Origin of the sequence: Bacillus sp. FSL W8-1202 (assembly GCF_038006165.1) — a bacterium.
Lineage (GTDB): Bacteria > Bacillota > Bacilli > Bacillales > Bacillaceae > Bacillus > Bacillus subtilis.
In genome coordinates this window covers 1,888,304-1,904,245 of sequence record NZ_JBBOUR010000001.1, presented here as the reverse complement: position 1 = coordinate 1,904,245, position 15,942 = coordinate 1,888,304, and the positions used below count along the sequence as shown (strand labels likewise).

11 protein-coding genes are annotated in these 15,942 nt (G+C 45.0%); 4 read left to right on the top strand and 7 right to left on the bottom strand.

Annotated elements, in window-relative coordinates:
* Positions 1 to 96 precede the first annotated feature (96 nt).
* Positions 97 to 1,326 (top strand): MFS transporter, encoded by a 1,230-nt coding sequence (locus NSQ09_RS09840; RefSeq protein WP_041351090.1) that lies wholly within the window; start codon positions 97 to 99, stop codon positions 1,324 to 1,326.
* A gap of 28 nt (positions 1,327 to 1,354) precedes the next feature.
* Here NSQ09_RS09840 and NSQ09_RS09835 read toward each other — a convergent pair whose 3' ends face one another.
* The 7 genes from NSQ09_RS09835 to cypD form a co-directional block, all read right to left on the bottom strand.
* Positions 1,355 to 2,290 carry a putative nucleotide-diphospho-sugar transferase gene (locus NSQ09_RS09835; protein WP_041337843.1) on the bottom strand — a complete coding sequence of 312 codons (936 nt, stop codon included), beginning with the start codon at positions 2,288 to 2,290 and terminating at the stop codon, positions 1,355 to 1,357.
* A complete protein-coding gene (locus NSQ09_RS09830; RefSeq protein WP_326233860.1) occupies positions 2,291 to 3,469 on the bottom strand; it encodes a glycosyltransferase family 2 protein in 1,179 nt (392 codons plus the stop codon).
* 28 nt (positions 3,470 to 3,497) lie between these two features.
* Entirely contained in the window at positions 3,498 to 4,409 is a 912-nt protein-coding gene (locus tag NSQ09_RS09825; protein WP_038428585.1) for a putative nucleotide-diphospho-sugar transferase, read from the bottom strand.
* A 23-nt stretch (positions 4,410 to 4,432) separates the two neighbouring features.
* Positions 4,433 to 5,401 (bottom strand): GDP-mannose 4,6-dehydratase, encoded by a 969-nt coding sequence (locus NSQ09_RS09820; protein ID WP_003244102.1) that lies wholly within the window; start codon positions 5,399 to 5,401, stop codon positions 4,433 to 4,435.
* Positions 5,402 to 5,407: 6 nt separating this feature from the next.
* Positions 5,408 to 6,172 (bottom strand): glucose-1-phosphate cytidylyltransferase, encoded by a 765-nt coding sequence (locus NSQ09_RS09815; RefSeq protein WP_014479136.1) that lies wholly within the window; start codon positions 6,170 to 6,172, stop codon positions 5,408 to 5,410.
* Positions 6,173 to 6,407: 235 nt separating this feature from the next.
* Complete coding sequence (ltaS1, locus tag NSQ09_RS09810; protein ID WP_003243930.1) at positions 6,408 to 8,327, bottom strand: lipoteichoic acid synthase LtaS1; 1,920 nt, start codon at positions 8,325 to 8,327, stop codon at positions 6,408 to 6,410.
* A gap of 446 nt (positions 8,328 to 8,773) precedes the next feature.
* The gene (gene cypD / locus NSQ09_RS09805) at positions 8,774 to 11,959 is read right to left on the bottom strand and encodes a bifunctional P-450/NADPH--P450 reductase (RefSeq protein WP_258996389.1); all 3,186 of its coding nucleotides are present in this window, start codon (positions 11,957 to 11,959) and stop codon (positions 8,774 to 8,776) included.
* 144 nt (positions 11,960 to 12,103) lie between these two features.
* On the opposite strand from cypD, the gene NSQ09_RS09800 reads away from it, so the two are divergent.
* The 3 genes from NSQ09_RS09800 to NSQ09_RS09790 all read left to right on the top strand — a co-directional run bounded on the left by NSQ09_RS09800 (position 12,104) and on the right by NSQ09_RS09790 (position 15,908).
* Positions 12,104 to 13,177 carry a DUF3900 domain-containing protein gene (locus NSQ09_RS09800; protein WP_017695590.1) on the top strand — a complete coding sequence of 358 codons (1,074 nt, stop codon included), beginning with the start codon at positions 12,104 to 12,106 and terminating at the stop codon, positions 13,175 to 13,177.
* A 135-nt stretch (positions 13,178 to 13,312) separates the two neighbouring features.
* Positions 13,313 to 14,560, top strand: coding sequence for an IS256-like element ISBsu2 family transposase (locus NSQ09_RS09795; protein WP_031600262.1), 1,248 nt, complete (start codon positions 13,313 to 13,315; stop codon positions 14,558 to 14,560).
* Between the two features lie 100 nt (positions 14,561 to 14,660).
* The gene (locus NSQ09_RS09790; protein WP_031600262.1) at positions 14,661 to 15,908 is read left to right on the top strand and encodes an IS256-like element ISBsu2 family transposase; all 1,248 of its coding nucleotides are present in this window, start codon (positions 14,661 to 14,663) and stop codon (positions 15,906 to 15,908) included.
* Positions 15,909 to 15,942 lie beyond the last annotated feature (34 nt).

Here is a 15,942-nt window from a genome sequence, read left to right as displayed (position 1 = left end):
TTCTTTCATAAGAATCTTTTTTCCTCTTGATAAATTCTTCACCTTATGAATAATATGGTGGTATGCTTTGGTTATATATGTAAGGAGGAGACTCAATTGGCTATCGCCGCCCCGTTAAAAGAAAAAACAGTTCAAAAACCAGGCACCACGGTGTATCCGATTTTGATTATTATCGGAATCTGCCATATGCTCAACGATTCGCTTCAAGCTGTGATTCCGGCCATGTTACCTATTTTGGAACGCTCCATGAGCCTGACGTTTACACAGCTCGGCATCATCGCTTTCACATTAAACATGGTGTCATCCGTCATGCAGCCTGTTGTCGGCTGGTATACCGATAAACGGCCGCGGCCGTATGCGCTGCCAGTCGGTTTGACCGCCAGCATGCTTGGCATTTTGGGCCTTGCATTTGCCCCGTCATTCATAACGATCTTATGCTGTGTGTTTTTCATTGGATTAGGCTCGGCCATTTTCCATCCGGAGGGCTCCCGTGTGGCGTATATGGCCGCCGGCACAAAACGCGGGCTCGCCCAGTCGATTTATCAGGTGGGCGGAAACTCAGGCCAGGCGATGGCGCCGCTGATCACCGCGCTGATTCTTGTGCCGCTCGGGCAATTCGGCGCTGTTTGGTTCACGCTTGTCGCCGCGCTTGCTGTTATGTTTCTCATGTATATCGCGAAATGGTACGCCTCACGTCTCGGCAGCCTTGCCCAGAAATCAGGCAAACAAAAGAAAACGGCTGAAAACACGGCCATCACCAAATCTGTTGTATCTGCTCTTATTATTATTATATTTCTCATTTTTGCTCGTTCTTGGTATACGAGTGCGATCGGTAACTTTTACACGTTTTACGCGATGGATACATATCACGTAAGCATTCAGCAGGCACAAAGCTATATTTTTGTCTTCTTGCTGTTCGGCGCAATCGGCACGTTTCTCGGCGGCCCGCTTGCAGACCGTTTTGGAAAACGCTTCGTTATCCTCGGTTCGCTGTTATGCTCGGCGCCGCTGGCGATTGTGCTGCCATTTGCCGGCCCGGTTCTCGCCTATGGCGTGCTCGCATTGATTGGCTTGGTTCTGATGTCGAGCTTTTCTGTAACGGTCGTCTACGCACAGGAGCTAGTTCCTGGAAAAATCGGCACAATGTCCGGTTTAACCGTCGGGCTTGCCTTCGGGATGGGCGCAATCGGCGCTGTGGCGCTGGGCGCTCTGATTGACGCCGCGGGACTGACCCCGACGATGATCGCCATTGCCTTTCTCCCTGTTCTCGGCATCCTTGCCTTCCTATTGCCGAGTGACCAGAAGCTTAGAGAATGGCATAGCTGAAAAAACCCTGCCAGGCGGCAGGGGTTTTTTAATCCAGCTGGATAAAATGAGTGTCAGGCACTGCGTGCTTCGGGATAAAGCCATCCGCAAAGTCCGGAAACGCCGACTGTATTTCATCAATCCATCTTTTCAGATTTAATATATACGGCATATAAATCATCTCAATTGTCGCTTCGTCTTCAATCCGATAGTACCAGCAAAGATTAAACTCTTTTTCTGTCACCAGTGTAAACCCAGAGAAATGATAGAAAATCAGCGGCGTTTCATCTATATACACGCGGCCGTCCTTTTGCCCGACCTTATAGTTTTCGATATTCCAAAGCGCTGTATTGGCTCCTATTGATTTGACAACATGAACACCTTTAAACTGCGCCGGCCATTTCTCCACATATCTTTGATCACCATATGTCTTTCGTTCCGTATCCATTTCGACCGTGCAAAATTCAATACAGTCCTGTCTCCACTGCCACACCGCTTCATATGCTTCCTTTGTATTACCGGCGCCGACAAAGCCTGTATTAAAGCGTCCGGTTCGGTTGTAGTAGGACATGAAGCGCGGCGAATTACGATGATCAGTCAAATACAGAGACGCCGTTGGGTTTTCTGCAAAAATACGTGCCGGATCAGAAAAGAAAAATAGATCCGTATCCATATGGGCAAAGTATTCAGCGTCATCCCACTTGCTCATCACATGAAACAAAAAGGCGGGCTTTAACGTCCAGCAATATTCATGAAACGTTCTGTTGCTTTTCGCTTTCAGCAGCTCCGGGTCTTCCATTTCATGCAGCTGCACAAAGGTTACATGCTCCCATAGCACGTGCTGAAGCAATTCATACGCTTTCTGGTCGACACACAGCACATATAAATGAAAATCATCGCAATGCTCATGGAGAGAATGAATCATAGGCATGAGCTTAAAGATATGTGTCCTTGACACTATCGTTGAAAAATGAAATGTACTCACTTATACCACATCCAATGATCTAAGATCCACGTGCAGCAAATCGTTGACAAGCGCATACAGTGCGTTGGCAAAATCGTTCACGCCTAGCTTTTTCTTCGCTTTTGGCAGAAGCTTGCGGACAGTTTGTAAATCAAAGCTTTTCGCCGTCACCCTTTGGGATTTCTTTCGCCGATCCGGATCAATGTTGCGCTCTTTAACAACATGCAGAAGCTCAAGAAACAGATTCAGCAGCATATCATATTTCTGTGATTCCAGCAGCTTTTGAATATCAGTCATGATTCTGTTCGTCATGTCAGGCGGGAACGGCCCATTAAAAGCGAGATGAACGTCTAAAGAGCGGATGTTATTGTATTTATCGCACATATAGGCAATGTTTGCCCGAATATCGTCTACAGATTTACAATTGCTTGGATGTTCCTGATGAACACTGACAATATCACGGCGAAGCCTGAAGGTCAATCCGGCCTGATGAAGCCTGATCCCGAGGTCATAATCCTCAAACCCGTACCGCACAATGCCTTCGTCAAATAAACCGAGGTCAACCACATGCTTGCGTTTCACAGAGGAATTATTCGTGATAAAAAAGCGCCATGGCATATGATAGCCTTTCAAGTCATCGCCGTACTCATCTAAAATCTTCTTGAGCACGTCTATAAAGTCGGTATCGAGGTCAAAGCTTTTATCAAGAAAGCTTCCGTTTTTGATGTCCGCTTCCTCCAGCAGCTTTTGTTTGTCTTTCTTCGGCATTTCACCTGTGAGCTTTGCGAGCTGTTCCTTATGTTCTTCTTCAAACCGTTCATAGTAAAAACTGTAGATCCGTTTCCAAAACAACCCGCACACGACGAGATTCTCTTCGTTCTCATGGGCTTTAATATGTTTTGCCACAAGGTCCTTTGCCGCAAGCATATCGCTGTCATGGAAAATCAGGATGTCTCCTCTGGCATTGCGAAGCGCCTGATTTCGTCCGTACGCAATGCCCCTGTTTTCTTTAATCCGTGTAAAGATCAGCGGAAAATCAGCTTGAAATGACTCAAGCATCGAGAGCGTCCCGTCCTCAGAGCCATTGTCCGCTACAATGACTTCGAATTCTTCATCGCACTCCTGCTGGTTTAGTGACAGAAGGCTGTTGTAAAGGCGCTCCTTTGAATTATATGCAGGAATAATAACGCTTGCTTTCACTTCATTTTCACTTCCTGTATTTACTCATTTATTTGTTGTCATCTTTTGAAGCAAAACCGTTAAATTCAGGGTCTAACGTTTTGATGTGCTGAATGATATGCGGCAGTGTCTCTTGATACAGTTCATGCACAAACGGCAGATCTGTGCGGGTTGTTTCATGAATCTGTTTGATTTCATTGATGCTGACGATTCGGTATCCGCTGAAATGATAAAAGATCAGCGGACTGCCATCCTCCAGCACGATCCGGCCATCTTTCCAGGAAAACGTATGCTGCCCATAATTCCAATGCCCAATGTTCACGCCGGGTGTTGTAATGTCACACACATTCGGAAACAGCTCAGACATATAATCCAAATAGCCCTGATCACCGAATTTCCCTTCACCCGGTGCATTTTTGCATTCCTCAAGACAGCGTTCCTTCCACCACTCCAAGCAATCCGTGCCTGCATCATCATGCTTGAAGCTGATAAACCCGGAATTATATCTGCCTAAAAGACGCTGCAGCATGTCAATCTGCTCTTTCTCAAAAGAAGGGATTACAATATCCCCTCGTGAAAGCAGCACCGAGCAGTCCGGCTGGTTTTCAAAAATCGGCGATGGATCTGCATAGAAAAAGAGATCCCCGTCAATATACGTCACACGCTCCAGCTCAGGATTGCTGTTCAGCACAGCTTGCAGAAAGATCGGCTTCATCGTCCAGCAATACTCACTTTGATCTCTAGTTTCCTTCAGCTTCAGCAGCAATTCATTTTCAAGAGCGGCCACCGGCACAAGGTTCAGCTGCTTCATCTTCAGCTTCTGTAACACGCGGTGCGTATCTTCATCCATGCAAAGTATAAAAATGGGACTGTCTTGATCAACTTGCTCTAACGACTTAAACAAAGCGACTGCCTGATATAATCTTCCTTTTGATAAAACGGTGCAATACGCGCTGGTCACAGTCTTGTTCACCTCGTTTCACATTACTTTTTGAAGAATTCCGTATACCACTCAATCGTTTTTTCAAGTCCCTCATCAATGGTGTAGGCCGGTGTCCAATTCAGCAGCTTTCTCGCTTTTTCCGCGGATAAATATTGATGTTTGATTTCATTGCTTCCCTGATTCAGCACCTTAGGTTTCAGATTACTGTTCATTTTCTTTAATATTTTCTCTACCAGTTCAAGTACGGTCAGCTGGATCTCATTGCTGAAGTTAAAGGCCTCTCCGGCAAGATTGTTTTCTTCCATTTTTTCTGCAAGAAGCAGATAAGCCTGAACGGCGTCTTCAATATAGAAGTAGTCCCGTACAAAGGTACCGTCGCTTCGGATTTCCGGCGCTTCCCCGTTCAGCACAAGCTGAATCGTCTGAGGAATGATGCGGTTGAAGTTCAAATCTCCGCCGCCGTATAAGTTTCCGCAGCGCGTAATGCAGACCGGAAGCCCGTACGTGTGAAAATAGGTGTGGCTGATCAGATCTGCGCAGCTTTTTGAGACGTCGTACGGGTGCTTGCCTTGCAGCGGCATGTTTTCATCGTATGGAAGGTTTTCTTGATCGCCGTAAGCTTTATCACTTGAAGCGACAATGACCCGCTTAATTAACGGATGCTTGCGGCAGGCTTCGAGAATATTCCATGTGCCGAGGATATTCGCTTCAAAGGTAGAAATCGGGTTGCGGTTTGCCACGCCGACAATCGCTTGTGCAGCAAGATGAAAGACAGTGTCGATCTCATACTCGCCAAGCGCGCGTTCAATCACAGCCAAGTCCTCAAGAGAGCCCCGCACGATGTTCATTTTCTTGATATGTTCTCCCTGATAAAGATTGGATTGAGGCACATGATCCCTGACAAGCCCCGTAACGTTTGCGCCCTGTTCAATCAGCTCTTTCACCAAATAGCTTCCTAAAAGACCTGTGCATCCCGTGACAAATACGTTTTTATTTTTCCAGAAACTCAAATCGATTCACCATACCTTCCATACTTGTTGTCCTTGATTCCACATTTTGTTGACTTCTAAGAGATTTTTATACGTATCAATGGCCGTCCAAAATCCGTAATGGCGGTACACAGCAAGCTCCCCGTCTTTGGCAAGGTTCTTCAGCGGTTCATCTTCGAACATCGTGTTTCCGTCCTTCGGCAAATAATCGAAAACCTTTGGACTGAGAACGAAGAATCCGCCGTTGATGATTCCGTCACTTGATGTCTTCTCAGAAAATGTTTTCGCCATGCCGTCCTCAACCGTCAAGGTGCCAAACTGCGAGACTTTGTCAATGCCGGTGACAGTCGCGGCAGCACCTTTTGTCTGATGATAGCTGATGAGATGGAAAAGATTGATATTGGCCAGCCCGTCCCCATAGGTAAGCAGAAATGTTTCATCACCGATATAGTCTTTCGCCTGCAAGATTCTTCCGGCTGTCAGCGTATCTTCCCCAGTCTCCAAAAACGTAATTTTCCACGTTTCAGGCTGCCCCAGCATCTGTACCTCTCCCGTAGAGCTGTCGAGTGTCAGGCTGTTGTGCTTCCATTCATAATCGAGAAAGTATTCCTTGATTTTTTCTCCTTTATAGCCCAAAAGCAGAATAAACTCGTTTACTCCGTAGTACTGATAAATTTTCATAATATGCCATAGAATCGGTTTGCCGCCTATCATGGCGAGCGGTTTAGGAATGTCATTCGTGACTTCACTCATTCTCGTTCCTTTTCCGCCGCAGAGAATGACCGCTTTCATCTCTACCCCTCATCTCTATGAATATTGAGTTCGAAACCTGGTACATCTTCACAATCTATCAAGGCATTTCCCCGATAATTTGTCCGATTTCAATCCGGTTTCAAAATCTACTGTAATGATATGAGAAAAAGCCAGCCTTGGTGACCAAATGGAATCTATTTTTTCAAGTTGGTTGTATAACCAAAAAAGAGCCTTGAGCGAAGGCAATGCGCCCGCTCAAGGCTCTTTTTTTATCTTATTTGATTTCTTTTTCCTTGCCGTAATGATAGTCTGACGGATCAACGGCTTTGAAATCATTTAGTTTATGGAACCTCAGCAAGTCTTTGTACAGGACACTGTCTGAAAGGCTCAGCTGCTGGTTCACTCTTGTTTTCAGATTCTTCGTTTCTTCATTCGCTTTCAGTTTTTCACCTGTCTTCGTATCGTAAATGATATTGTCGACTGATGTGTACTTCGGCGTTACGAAGTCTCCGTTTCTGAATGCCACCGTATCGTCGTGGTCTTTAGAGAATAAATCAGTACCAAAGTTGATGTATTTCTGAGAATCAATTCCTTCTAAGTGCAGAAGTGTCGGCATAACGTCAATTTCGCCGCCATACGTATGGTTCACTCCGCCTTTTTTGCCAGGAACGCGGATCATCAGCGGCACACGCTGGTTCTGTGCGTTTTGATAATCTGTGATCTCTTTTCCAAGAATCTCTTTCATCGCTCGGTTATGGTTTTCAGAAATACCGTTATGGTCACCGTAAATCATGATGACTGAGTTGTCATACAGGCCGGCTTCCTTCAGCTCCTTGAAGAATTGCTCAAGCGCTTCGTCAAGGTAACGCGCTGTCTGGAAGTAGCTGTCAACTGTGTTATCGCCTGTTGTCGCTTTTTTAAGAGACGCGTCTTTTTCATCAAGGTTAAACGGATAATGGTTTGTCAATGTAATCAAATGCGCATAAAATGGCTGTTTAAGAGATTCAAGCTTTGGAATCGATTCTGTAAAGAACGGCTTATCCTTAAGCCCCATATTAATCACATTTTCATCTGACATATCATACGTGCTTGCGTCGAAGAACTTGTCATATCCGATATGTTTGTAAATCTGGTCACGGTTCCAGAACGATTTGTAATCACCATGCAGGACGGCGCTTGTATAGCCTTCCTTCTGGTCTAAAATCGCAGGAAGCGACTGGTAAGTGTTTTCGCCTTTCGTCACAAACGCGGAGCCTTCAGGAAGACCGAAGATCGAGTTATCCATTGTCAGCTCGGCATCAGATGTTTTTCCCTGGCCTGTCTGATGGAAGAAGTTATCAAAATACGTCACATCTTCCCCGCCGTGCGCAAGCTTATTTAAGAAAGGCGTCACCTCTTCACCGTTTAGCTTGTAGTCAATCAGGAATGACTGGAAGCTTTCGAGGTGAATTTTAATGATATTTTTGCCTTTGGCAGAGCCGAAGTACTCGGCGTTCGGTTTCGCATAATGAGACGTCGTGTAATTCTCGACGCTTGTTAAATCATCGCTGCTTGCATAGGCCCGTTGCGTTTCTGTTTGAGCCGTCTGTACACCGTCATAAATGGTGTAGTTGTATAAACCTAAATATTTCACAATATAATTGCGGTCAAACGTTCTTGTCAGCAGCTGCGGACGGTCTTTTTCCGCATAGTGCAGGTTGATGAAAAACAGTGCGATCCCAGAAAGGATCACTAAAGATGCAAAGCGTTTTTTCATTTTGTATTCTTTTAATTCAGGTCTCCAGATCAATACCGCAATCAAAATGATAATATCCAAGAAATAGAAAATATCATGACCGGCCATGATACTGAAAATCCCGTCTCCCATGTTTCCAACGTTTCCGGACTGTTTAATGTTCGGGAACGTCAAGAAATCGTCAAAGAAACGATAGAATAAAATATTTGCATATAACACAAATGTCATCAAGAAATCGATAATCAGCATAATAATGGCTGATTTACGCCCTTTCGCCAGCAAAGCCAGTCCTAAAAAGAAGACGGCGCTTGAGAATGGGTTAAATATCAGGAGGATCTCCTGGGTTGTGCCTTTTACCCCAAGATTAAACTCAGTCTTGTAGGATAAATACGTTTTTGCCCAAAACAGTATAACAGCCAGCACAAAAAAGCTAAGTTTGTAAGAAAAAAGTTTCTTCATGGCAACCTCTACTTTCTTAAACACTTTAAGTTCTTCATTCATATTTACCTGCTCTTTATATCCTGCCTTCCAATTCCTTCTTTCCAAACAAAATCAAGGCATCACACAACAATAAATACACCGCGGCAAGCCGGAATATTTATGTTTCGCACCATATCATTTTTATTACAACCATTTGGAAACCAATCACTGGACGAAAGAAACCTTCATTTCGTTTCACATTTTTTTCTCGGAAATAAAAAAAGGATTTCTTTTGTCATGTGTGCCTTTGAAAAAAGAAATAGATACCGAGTATAAGAATAACATAAACTAGCAAAAACGAAAAATAGGTTTTGCAGACAGCCCGCCCTTCCGGCGGACTGAAGTTATTGTATGCATGAATGTTTAGCGCGATCACCATTTTTTCGAAAGGACAAAAAAGACTGGATGTCTCCAGTCTTCTTTATCTATATCCCTGCCCAGACATCTTTGGTGTACATACCGGTACCCTGCAGATGTCTCAGCCAGTTTTGCGCTTCTTGCTCCCCGGTGCCATGAACAGACTGATACGCCTTTTGCAGTGCCGCCTCCACATCCGGGGCCATTTTGCTGCCGTCACCGCATACATAAAGCCTGCCTCCGCGGTCAAGAATTGATATTAACGTTTCTGCATGGTCAGCCATGACATGCTGGACATACGTTTTCGGCATGCCTTCTTTGCGGGAAAAGGCTGTGTGGACAGTGACGATTCCGTCTTTTTCAAACTGCTCAAGTTCATCGCGGTATATAAAATCACGATCGTTCCTGCATCCAAAATAGAGATGAGCTTCACCGAGCGTTTTCCCCTCCCGCTTTAAAACTTCGCGGGCTTGAAGGAAACCGCGGAATGGCGCGACTCCCGTGCCAGGTCCGACCATAATGATTGGCGTTTCAGGGTCTTCCGGAAGCTGAAACCGGGATTCCGGTGTGCGGATAAACATCACGACATCATCACCCGCTTGACGCTCAGCTAAATCATTTGATGCCACGCCCCTGTATTCGCCACGGCCGCTCCACGCAGGGCCGCGCACGACGCCGACTGTGATCGATGCTAGCCGCGGATTCACTCTTGGAGAGCTTGAAATTGAATAATATCTCGGTTTTAACGGACGTAAAAGCTCTAAAAATCGTTCAAACGGCATGTCGCACGCTTCGTACTTTTCAAGCAGATCCAGCATGGAAATTCTTTTTTTCAATATTTGCTCCTGATAAACACCCTCTGCTGACAGTTCTTCTAATTCACGCCTATGCGGCGGACACACTGTAAATGCCGCCAGTTCACGTATTTGCGCTCTTGTGGCTGCTTCCTGCACCTCGACGCTGTAGCTGAGAAGATCATACAGGCTGACAGGACGGCCCAATGGCAGATGCCCCGCACTGCGGCCGCTTGCCGACAATGTCACTTGGTCGGTGCCCTTCAGGCCGAATCTGTGGAGAATCCGGCTGACATTGGTTTGGCTGTTTTTTGGCAATACGCCAAGATGGTCGCCCTCTTGATATTCAACATCCGGCGGCAATGCAATTTCGATATGGCGAGTGCTTCGATCGCTGTCTGCGGACTGGAGTTCACGATTTTCGGCAATGGATGCGTGAGAGGCTTCGTACGATCTAGCGAGCGGAGACTCGCCCAGCCCTCTGACAAACTGAAGGCTCAGCGTGCTTCGTTCCTTATCTGCGTTTTCATTAAGCTCAAGTCCGAATGCTTTGATGGCATCCGCCCACATGCTTTTTTTCCACTCGTCAAGCTGCCCTTCAAAATCACCGCTGACATCCCCTTCCCCGCGCCCAGAAAACCGAGTCGCGCCTTTTTCTGCAAGCTGCTCATCAATGAATCTCGGCACGTATTGATACGTGCTCGCCCAGTTGTGGTCGCCGCAGCCAAATACCGCGTAATGGACGCCCTCAAGCTCACCCGGTTTGATTTCTTGAAGCCACTGCACGAATTGTCCGGCATTGCTTGGCGGCTTTCCATTATAAGACGAGGTCACAATGACAACCGCTCCCTCTTTCGGCAGCTTTCCAATCCGGTCGTTCAGAGGTGCTGTCTCTGTCCTTACGTCGTGAAGACTGGCAGTATCAGCAAGCTCCCGGGCGACGCCTTCTGCGGTGCCGGTATCTGAGCCGTACAGCACGAGAAGCGGGCGGTTGTTAAGACCGATGACCGATGCGCCCTTTGCTTCCGTTTTCTCCTTTTGCTCATCAGGCGCGGCTTTTTCAGCTGTCTGGACGTCCGCATGAATGGCTTCCTGATGACGGCTTTGAACCCTGATGTGAAAATCGCCCGGCTTAAGTGTTAAGGTTTGTTTGATATCAAGCTCATAATTCTCATGATCAATCAATGTGAAATATTTTAGAATCATGCCTAACACAAGTGTGGCTTCATGAAGGGCAAACTGCATGCCGATACAGGCCCGTTGTCCATTTCCGAATGGTTTGTACGCATGATGAGGCACTTGGTCCTGATGCTCGAACCGTTCCGGCCGGAATTCCTCGGCGTCCTTTCCCCAAGCGTCTCGATCACGATGAAGCTGCGGAATCAGCACAGAAATTCTGTCTTTCGTCGTGATCGGGAATTTCCCGCCAATGACTGTATCTTCTTTTGGATAAAGGCTGAAAGCCGGAGCTGTCGGCCATAAGCGCAGTGATTCATTTAAAATCATCCGTATGTATGTAAGCTCCAGCACTTGTTTATAGGTCGGCGCTGCATCCGTCAGCACCCGATCGACCTCTTCATACGCCTTTTTCAGTTTGTCAGGATGCTTCAATAAAAAGTAAGTCGCAAAGGAAAGCAGGCCGCTCGTTGTTTCATGGCCGGCAATCAAAAACGTAATGATTTGAAAGCGGATATTTTCGTCGTCGAGCTTTTCACCCGTTTCCGGATCTTCCACATTCAGCATGCGGGCGAGCAAATCTTTTTCATCCTGGTCTCCATTCGCCCTGCGCTCTGCAATAATGCTGTCGACTAACGAAAACATCGTTTGAATATCATGGCGGAATTGCCGTTTTGTTCTGACCATAAGCTTATCTTGAACATCAAGCCGCTGCATTTGATGCATCGCTTCATCAAGCGCCCGCACCATGCTGTTGATAAACGGGTGGGGCGTTTCTCTGTAGTAACTGTTAAAGCGGTAGTTAAACCCGCATAGCCCAATGGTGTCGAGCGTCAGCCGGGTCATATCTCCCGGGACATCGACTGCTTCATTCGGGTTGAGCCTTGCCCATTTTTGAATGAGCTGAACAGCGATATCGACCATTTTCTCATGATAGTCCTTCATGGCCCGCTGGCTGAAAGTCGGCATCAGAATGTTGTGCGCTTTTCTCCAGTTAGGCTCATGCGTCCAGCTCGTAAACAATCCGTCACCGGAAAATGCGCGAACCTTTTCCAAGGCGCCTTCAATGCTTTTATCAAACCGTTCTTCATCACAAACCTCTTTCACCAATTCGTGGCCGGACACTACAATGGTCGTGCCCGCGGGTGTATGGATTTGAAAAATTGGGCCCTGTTCTTCCGCCAGTTTGATCAGCGAAAGCGTCGGCTTGTCTTTATCGATTAAAGGCAAATTGCCGAGCGGCCCAAACGTCTTCGGCTGAGGAATCGGGCTTGTTTCCTTCATCGAACCATTCCTTTCCGTATGAGATGCCTTCTATTTGATTACATTTCCCTTTCATGGTCATGATTATTCTCCCAATTGACGCATGATCGCTGTTTTTTCTATACTTGAGAAGCTGTACAATACGCGAATAAGGTGAGTTTATATATGGATTTTGAAATTCGGTTTTTATCCTTTTATGTCATACAGGTGGAAGGCAAAGATGAGCAGGCGAACAAGCAGTTCAAGCACTTCCAGACCCTTGATACGGGCGAATTTGAAGAAAGCGAGCTGAAGGACTTTCTCGACGGGGAACTGAAAAAAATCGTCAAACGGAAAGCCGACCGCCATCCGCAGTCCGAGCAGGTCCCGACGAAAATCGGCCATTTTATCGTCGAGCCCGGCCACGAGCTCGATTCCAACCCAAACTACAACATGTTCAACCGCGCGCGTCTGGCGGAAACAAAAGAAGACTTCAATGAGCTGAGTGAGCTGTTCGTCCGCACGTACCTCGACACAAGCGCGGTTCGCGGCGGCGTGTTTCTCGTCGCTTCGGCCGTGCCGAGAAAATACTTTGACGAGTCATTTGTCTTCATTATGAAATGTGATTTTGAGCCGAAGGTCGCCCGCATCTCTGACGCGTCTTCTCTCATTAAAAAAGTCGAAATGGCGATCACGACAAAAAACATGAAAAGCATCCAATACCCGTACATGCCAGAGGAAGGAATGGTCGAGGAAGGTGAGCTGAAAATCCACCAGGCTTCGCACGCCCGCTATTTTGAGGACTTTCTGAAATTCGTCGAGTACGGAGAATCGATGCCGGAAATCATGAAAAATCAGGTCATGAACATGGTACAGGAGCACGTCTACGAGACATTTGAAGACAACAGCGAAGAGCTCAAGCAGTTCGAGCACGACATTGAGATTTGGGAAGCAAGCGAAAAACGGGAAATCCAAGAGCGCCTCGACACCCATCAAGTCATCGAAGCCTCCGCCCAAATCATCGAGCACACGCCAGAGGCCCAGCTGAAAATGAAAGTCGGAGAAACAGAGATTAAGGGATTGCTAGCGGATTTTGGCGATTCTATTCATCTCGCAAAAGTAAACGGGCGCTATGTCGCGCTGATTGAAGCCGAGACGATTTCGTTTGAGAAAGGCAGTTCGCCGGTGGAGTTTTATAAGCCTGAGGGGCTGCATGAGGTGATTGAGCGGATAAAAGGGAAAAATATAAATGACGATTAACGTTTGTTGAAAATAATAAAAGAGAGAATATTTCAGTATGGGAGTGTAATATTAACTGTGTAAGTAAGGAATGCGTACGGTTCCTTACTCACACAGTTTTTTATTTGATAGAATAATAAGTATAAAGCTAAAGGAGTGGTTTCAGTGGGGAAATTGAAAAGAGATCCGAACTCCGTAGAATTAGCTAACAAGATTATCGAACAGTATCAGCCTAAATCAGTAGAAGATATGCAAGAAGCATTAAAAGACATATTTGGTCCCATGTTTGAGTCAATGCTAAAAGGTGAAATGAATCACCATTTGGGCTATGAATCCAATGACAAGGGAGAAAAAGAAACAAGAAATAGAAGAAATGGATATGGCAAAAAGATCGTGAAAACAACGGCAGGAGAAGTTGAAATTGCAGTCCCCCGTGATCGTGATGGTTCATTTGAACCGCAGTTGATTCCAAAGCGTAAAAGAGATGTATCCTCTATAGAGGATAAGGTCATTTCGATGTATGCCAGAGGAATGTCACAACGAGACATTTCTTCCACGATAGAAGACATCTATGGCTTTTCTGTATCTCATGAAATGGTATCCGACATTACGGATACTGTACTTCCTAATTTAGAAGAGTGGCAAAATCGTCCCTTAAGTAACTGTTACCCTTTTGTGTTTGTCGATTGTCTTTACACAACCATTCGTAATGACTATGAAACGAAGAAGTATGCCGTTTACACAATACTAGGATATACCATAGAAGGTAAAAAGGACATTCTAGGTTTGTGGTTGAATGAAACGGAAAGTAAACATAAATGGATGCAAATTTTTGATGAAATCAAATCTCGTGGTGTAGAAGATATCTTCTTTCTCTCAATGGATGGCGTTAGTGGTCTGGAAGAAGGAGCACGTGCGATTTTTCCTGATGTGACCGTACAGAGATGTATTGTTCATTTAATTCGAAATTCGATTAAGTATATACCAAGTAAAGACTACAAGCCTTTTACTGCTGCCTTAAAGAAAGTGTATGGAGCTCCAAGCCTTAAGGCTTGTCACAGTGCATTTGAATCTTTTGAAAAGCAGTGGTCTACGTACCCTGGAGCTGTAGACGTATGGAAACGAAACTTTTCTCATGTGGAACAACTTTTCGATTATGGTGGTAATATTCGTAAAATCATGTACACTACAAATGCCGTTGAAAGTATCCACTCTAGCTTTCGAAAAGTCACGAAAAAAGGAGCATTCCCCCATGAGAATGCCCTATTAAAAATATTGTTTTTACGAACAAAAGAATTAGAAAAGAAATGGGATGGTGGACGCATCCAGCAATGGGCTATGGTCATGAATCAACTATTAGTTCATGACCACCTAAAGGAACGTGTGAAGAAATATCTAGAATAACTTCGGGAGTGTAATATTAACTGTGTAAGTAAGGAATGCGTACGGTTCCTTACTCACACAGTTTTTTATTTGATAGAATAATAAGTATAAAGCTAAAGGAGTGGTTTCAGTGGGGAAATTGAAAAGAGATCCGAACTCCGTAGAATTAGCTAACAAGATTATCGAACAGTATCAGCCTAAATCAGTAGAAGATATGCAAGAAGCATTAAAAGACATATTTGGTCCCATGTTTGAGTCAATGCTAAAAGGTGAAATGAATCACCATTTGGGCTATGAATCCAATGACAAGGGAGAAAAAGAAACAAGAAATAGAAGAAATGGATATGGCAAAAAGATCGTGAAAACAACAGCAGGAGAAGTTGAAATTGCAGTCCCCCGTGATCGTGATGGTTCATTTGAACCGCAGTTGATTCCAAAGCGTAAAAGAGATGTATCCTCTATAGAGGATAAGGTCATTTCGATGTATGCCAGAGGAATGTCACAACGAGACATTTCTTCCACGATAGAAGACATCTATGGCTTTTCTGTATCTCATGAAATGGTATCCGACATTACGGATACTGTACTTCCTAATTTAGAAGAGTGGCAAAATCGTCCCTTAAGTAACTGTTACCCTTTTGTGTTTGTCGATTGTCTTTACACAACCATTCGTAATGACTATGAAACGAAGAAGTATGCCGTTTACACAATACTAGGATATACCATAGAAGGTAAAAAGGACATTCTAGGTTTGTGGTTGAATGAAACGGAAAGTAAACATAAATGGATGCAAATTTTTGATGAAATCAAATCTCGTGGTGTAGAAGATATCTTCTTTCTCTCAATGGATGGCGTTAGTGGTCTGGAAGAAGGAGCACGTGCGATTTTTCCTGATGTGACCGTACAGAGATGTATTGTTCATTTAATTCGAAATTCGATTAAGTATATACCAAGTAAAGACTACAAGCCTTTTACTGCTGCCTTAAAGAAAGTGTATGGAGCTCCAAGCCTTAAGGCTTGTCACAGTGCATTTGAATCTTTTGAAAAGCAGTGGTCTACGTACCCTGGAGCTGTAGACGTATGGAAACGAAACTTTTCTCATGTGGAACAACTTTTCGATTATGGTGGTAATATTCGTAAAATCATGTACACTACAAATGCCGTTGAAAGTATCCACTCTAGCTTTCGAAAAGTCACGAAAAAAGGAGCATTCCCCCATGAGAATGCCCTATTAAAAATATTGTTTTTACGAACAAAAGAATTAGAAAAGAAATGGGATGGTGGACGCATCCAGCAATGGGCTATGGTCATGAATCAACTATTAGTTCATGACCACCTAAAGGAACGTGTGAAGAAATATCTAGAATAACTTACACACTTTTCTTGACAAGCCCATAACTTAC

Excerpts from the sequence above, each read along its gene's own strand:
- NSQ09_RS09815 (WP_014479136.1), bottom strand. The coding sequence starts at position 6,172 with ATGAAAGCGGTCATTCTCTGCGGCGGAAAAGGAACGAGAATGAGTGAA.
- ltaS1 (WP_003243930.1), bottom strand. The coding sequence starts at position 8,327 with ATGAAGAAACTTTTTTCTTACAAACTTAGCTTTTTTGTGCTGGCTGTT.
- cypD (WP_258996389.1), bottom strand. The coding sequence starts at position 11,959 with ATGAAGGAAACAAGCCCGATTCCTCAGCCGAAGACGTTTGGGCCGCTC.
- NSQ09_RS09800 (WP_017695590.1), top strand. The coding sequence starts at position 12,104 with ATGGATTTTGAAATTCGGTTTTTATCCTTTTATGTCATACAGGTGGAA.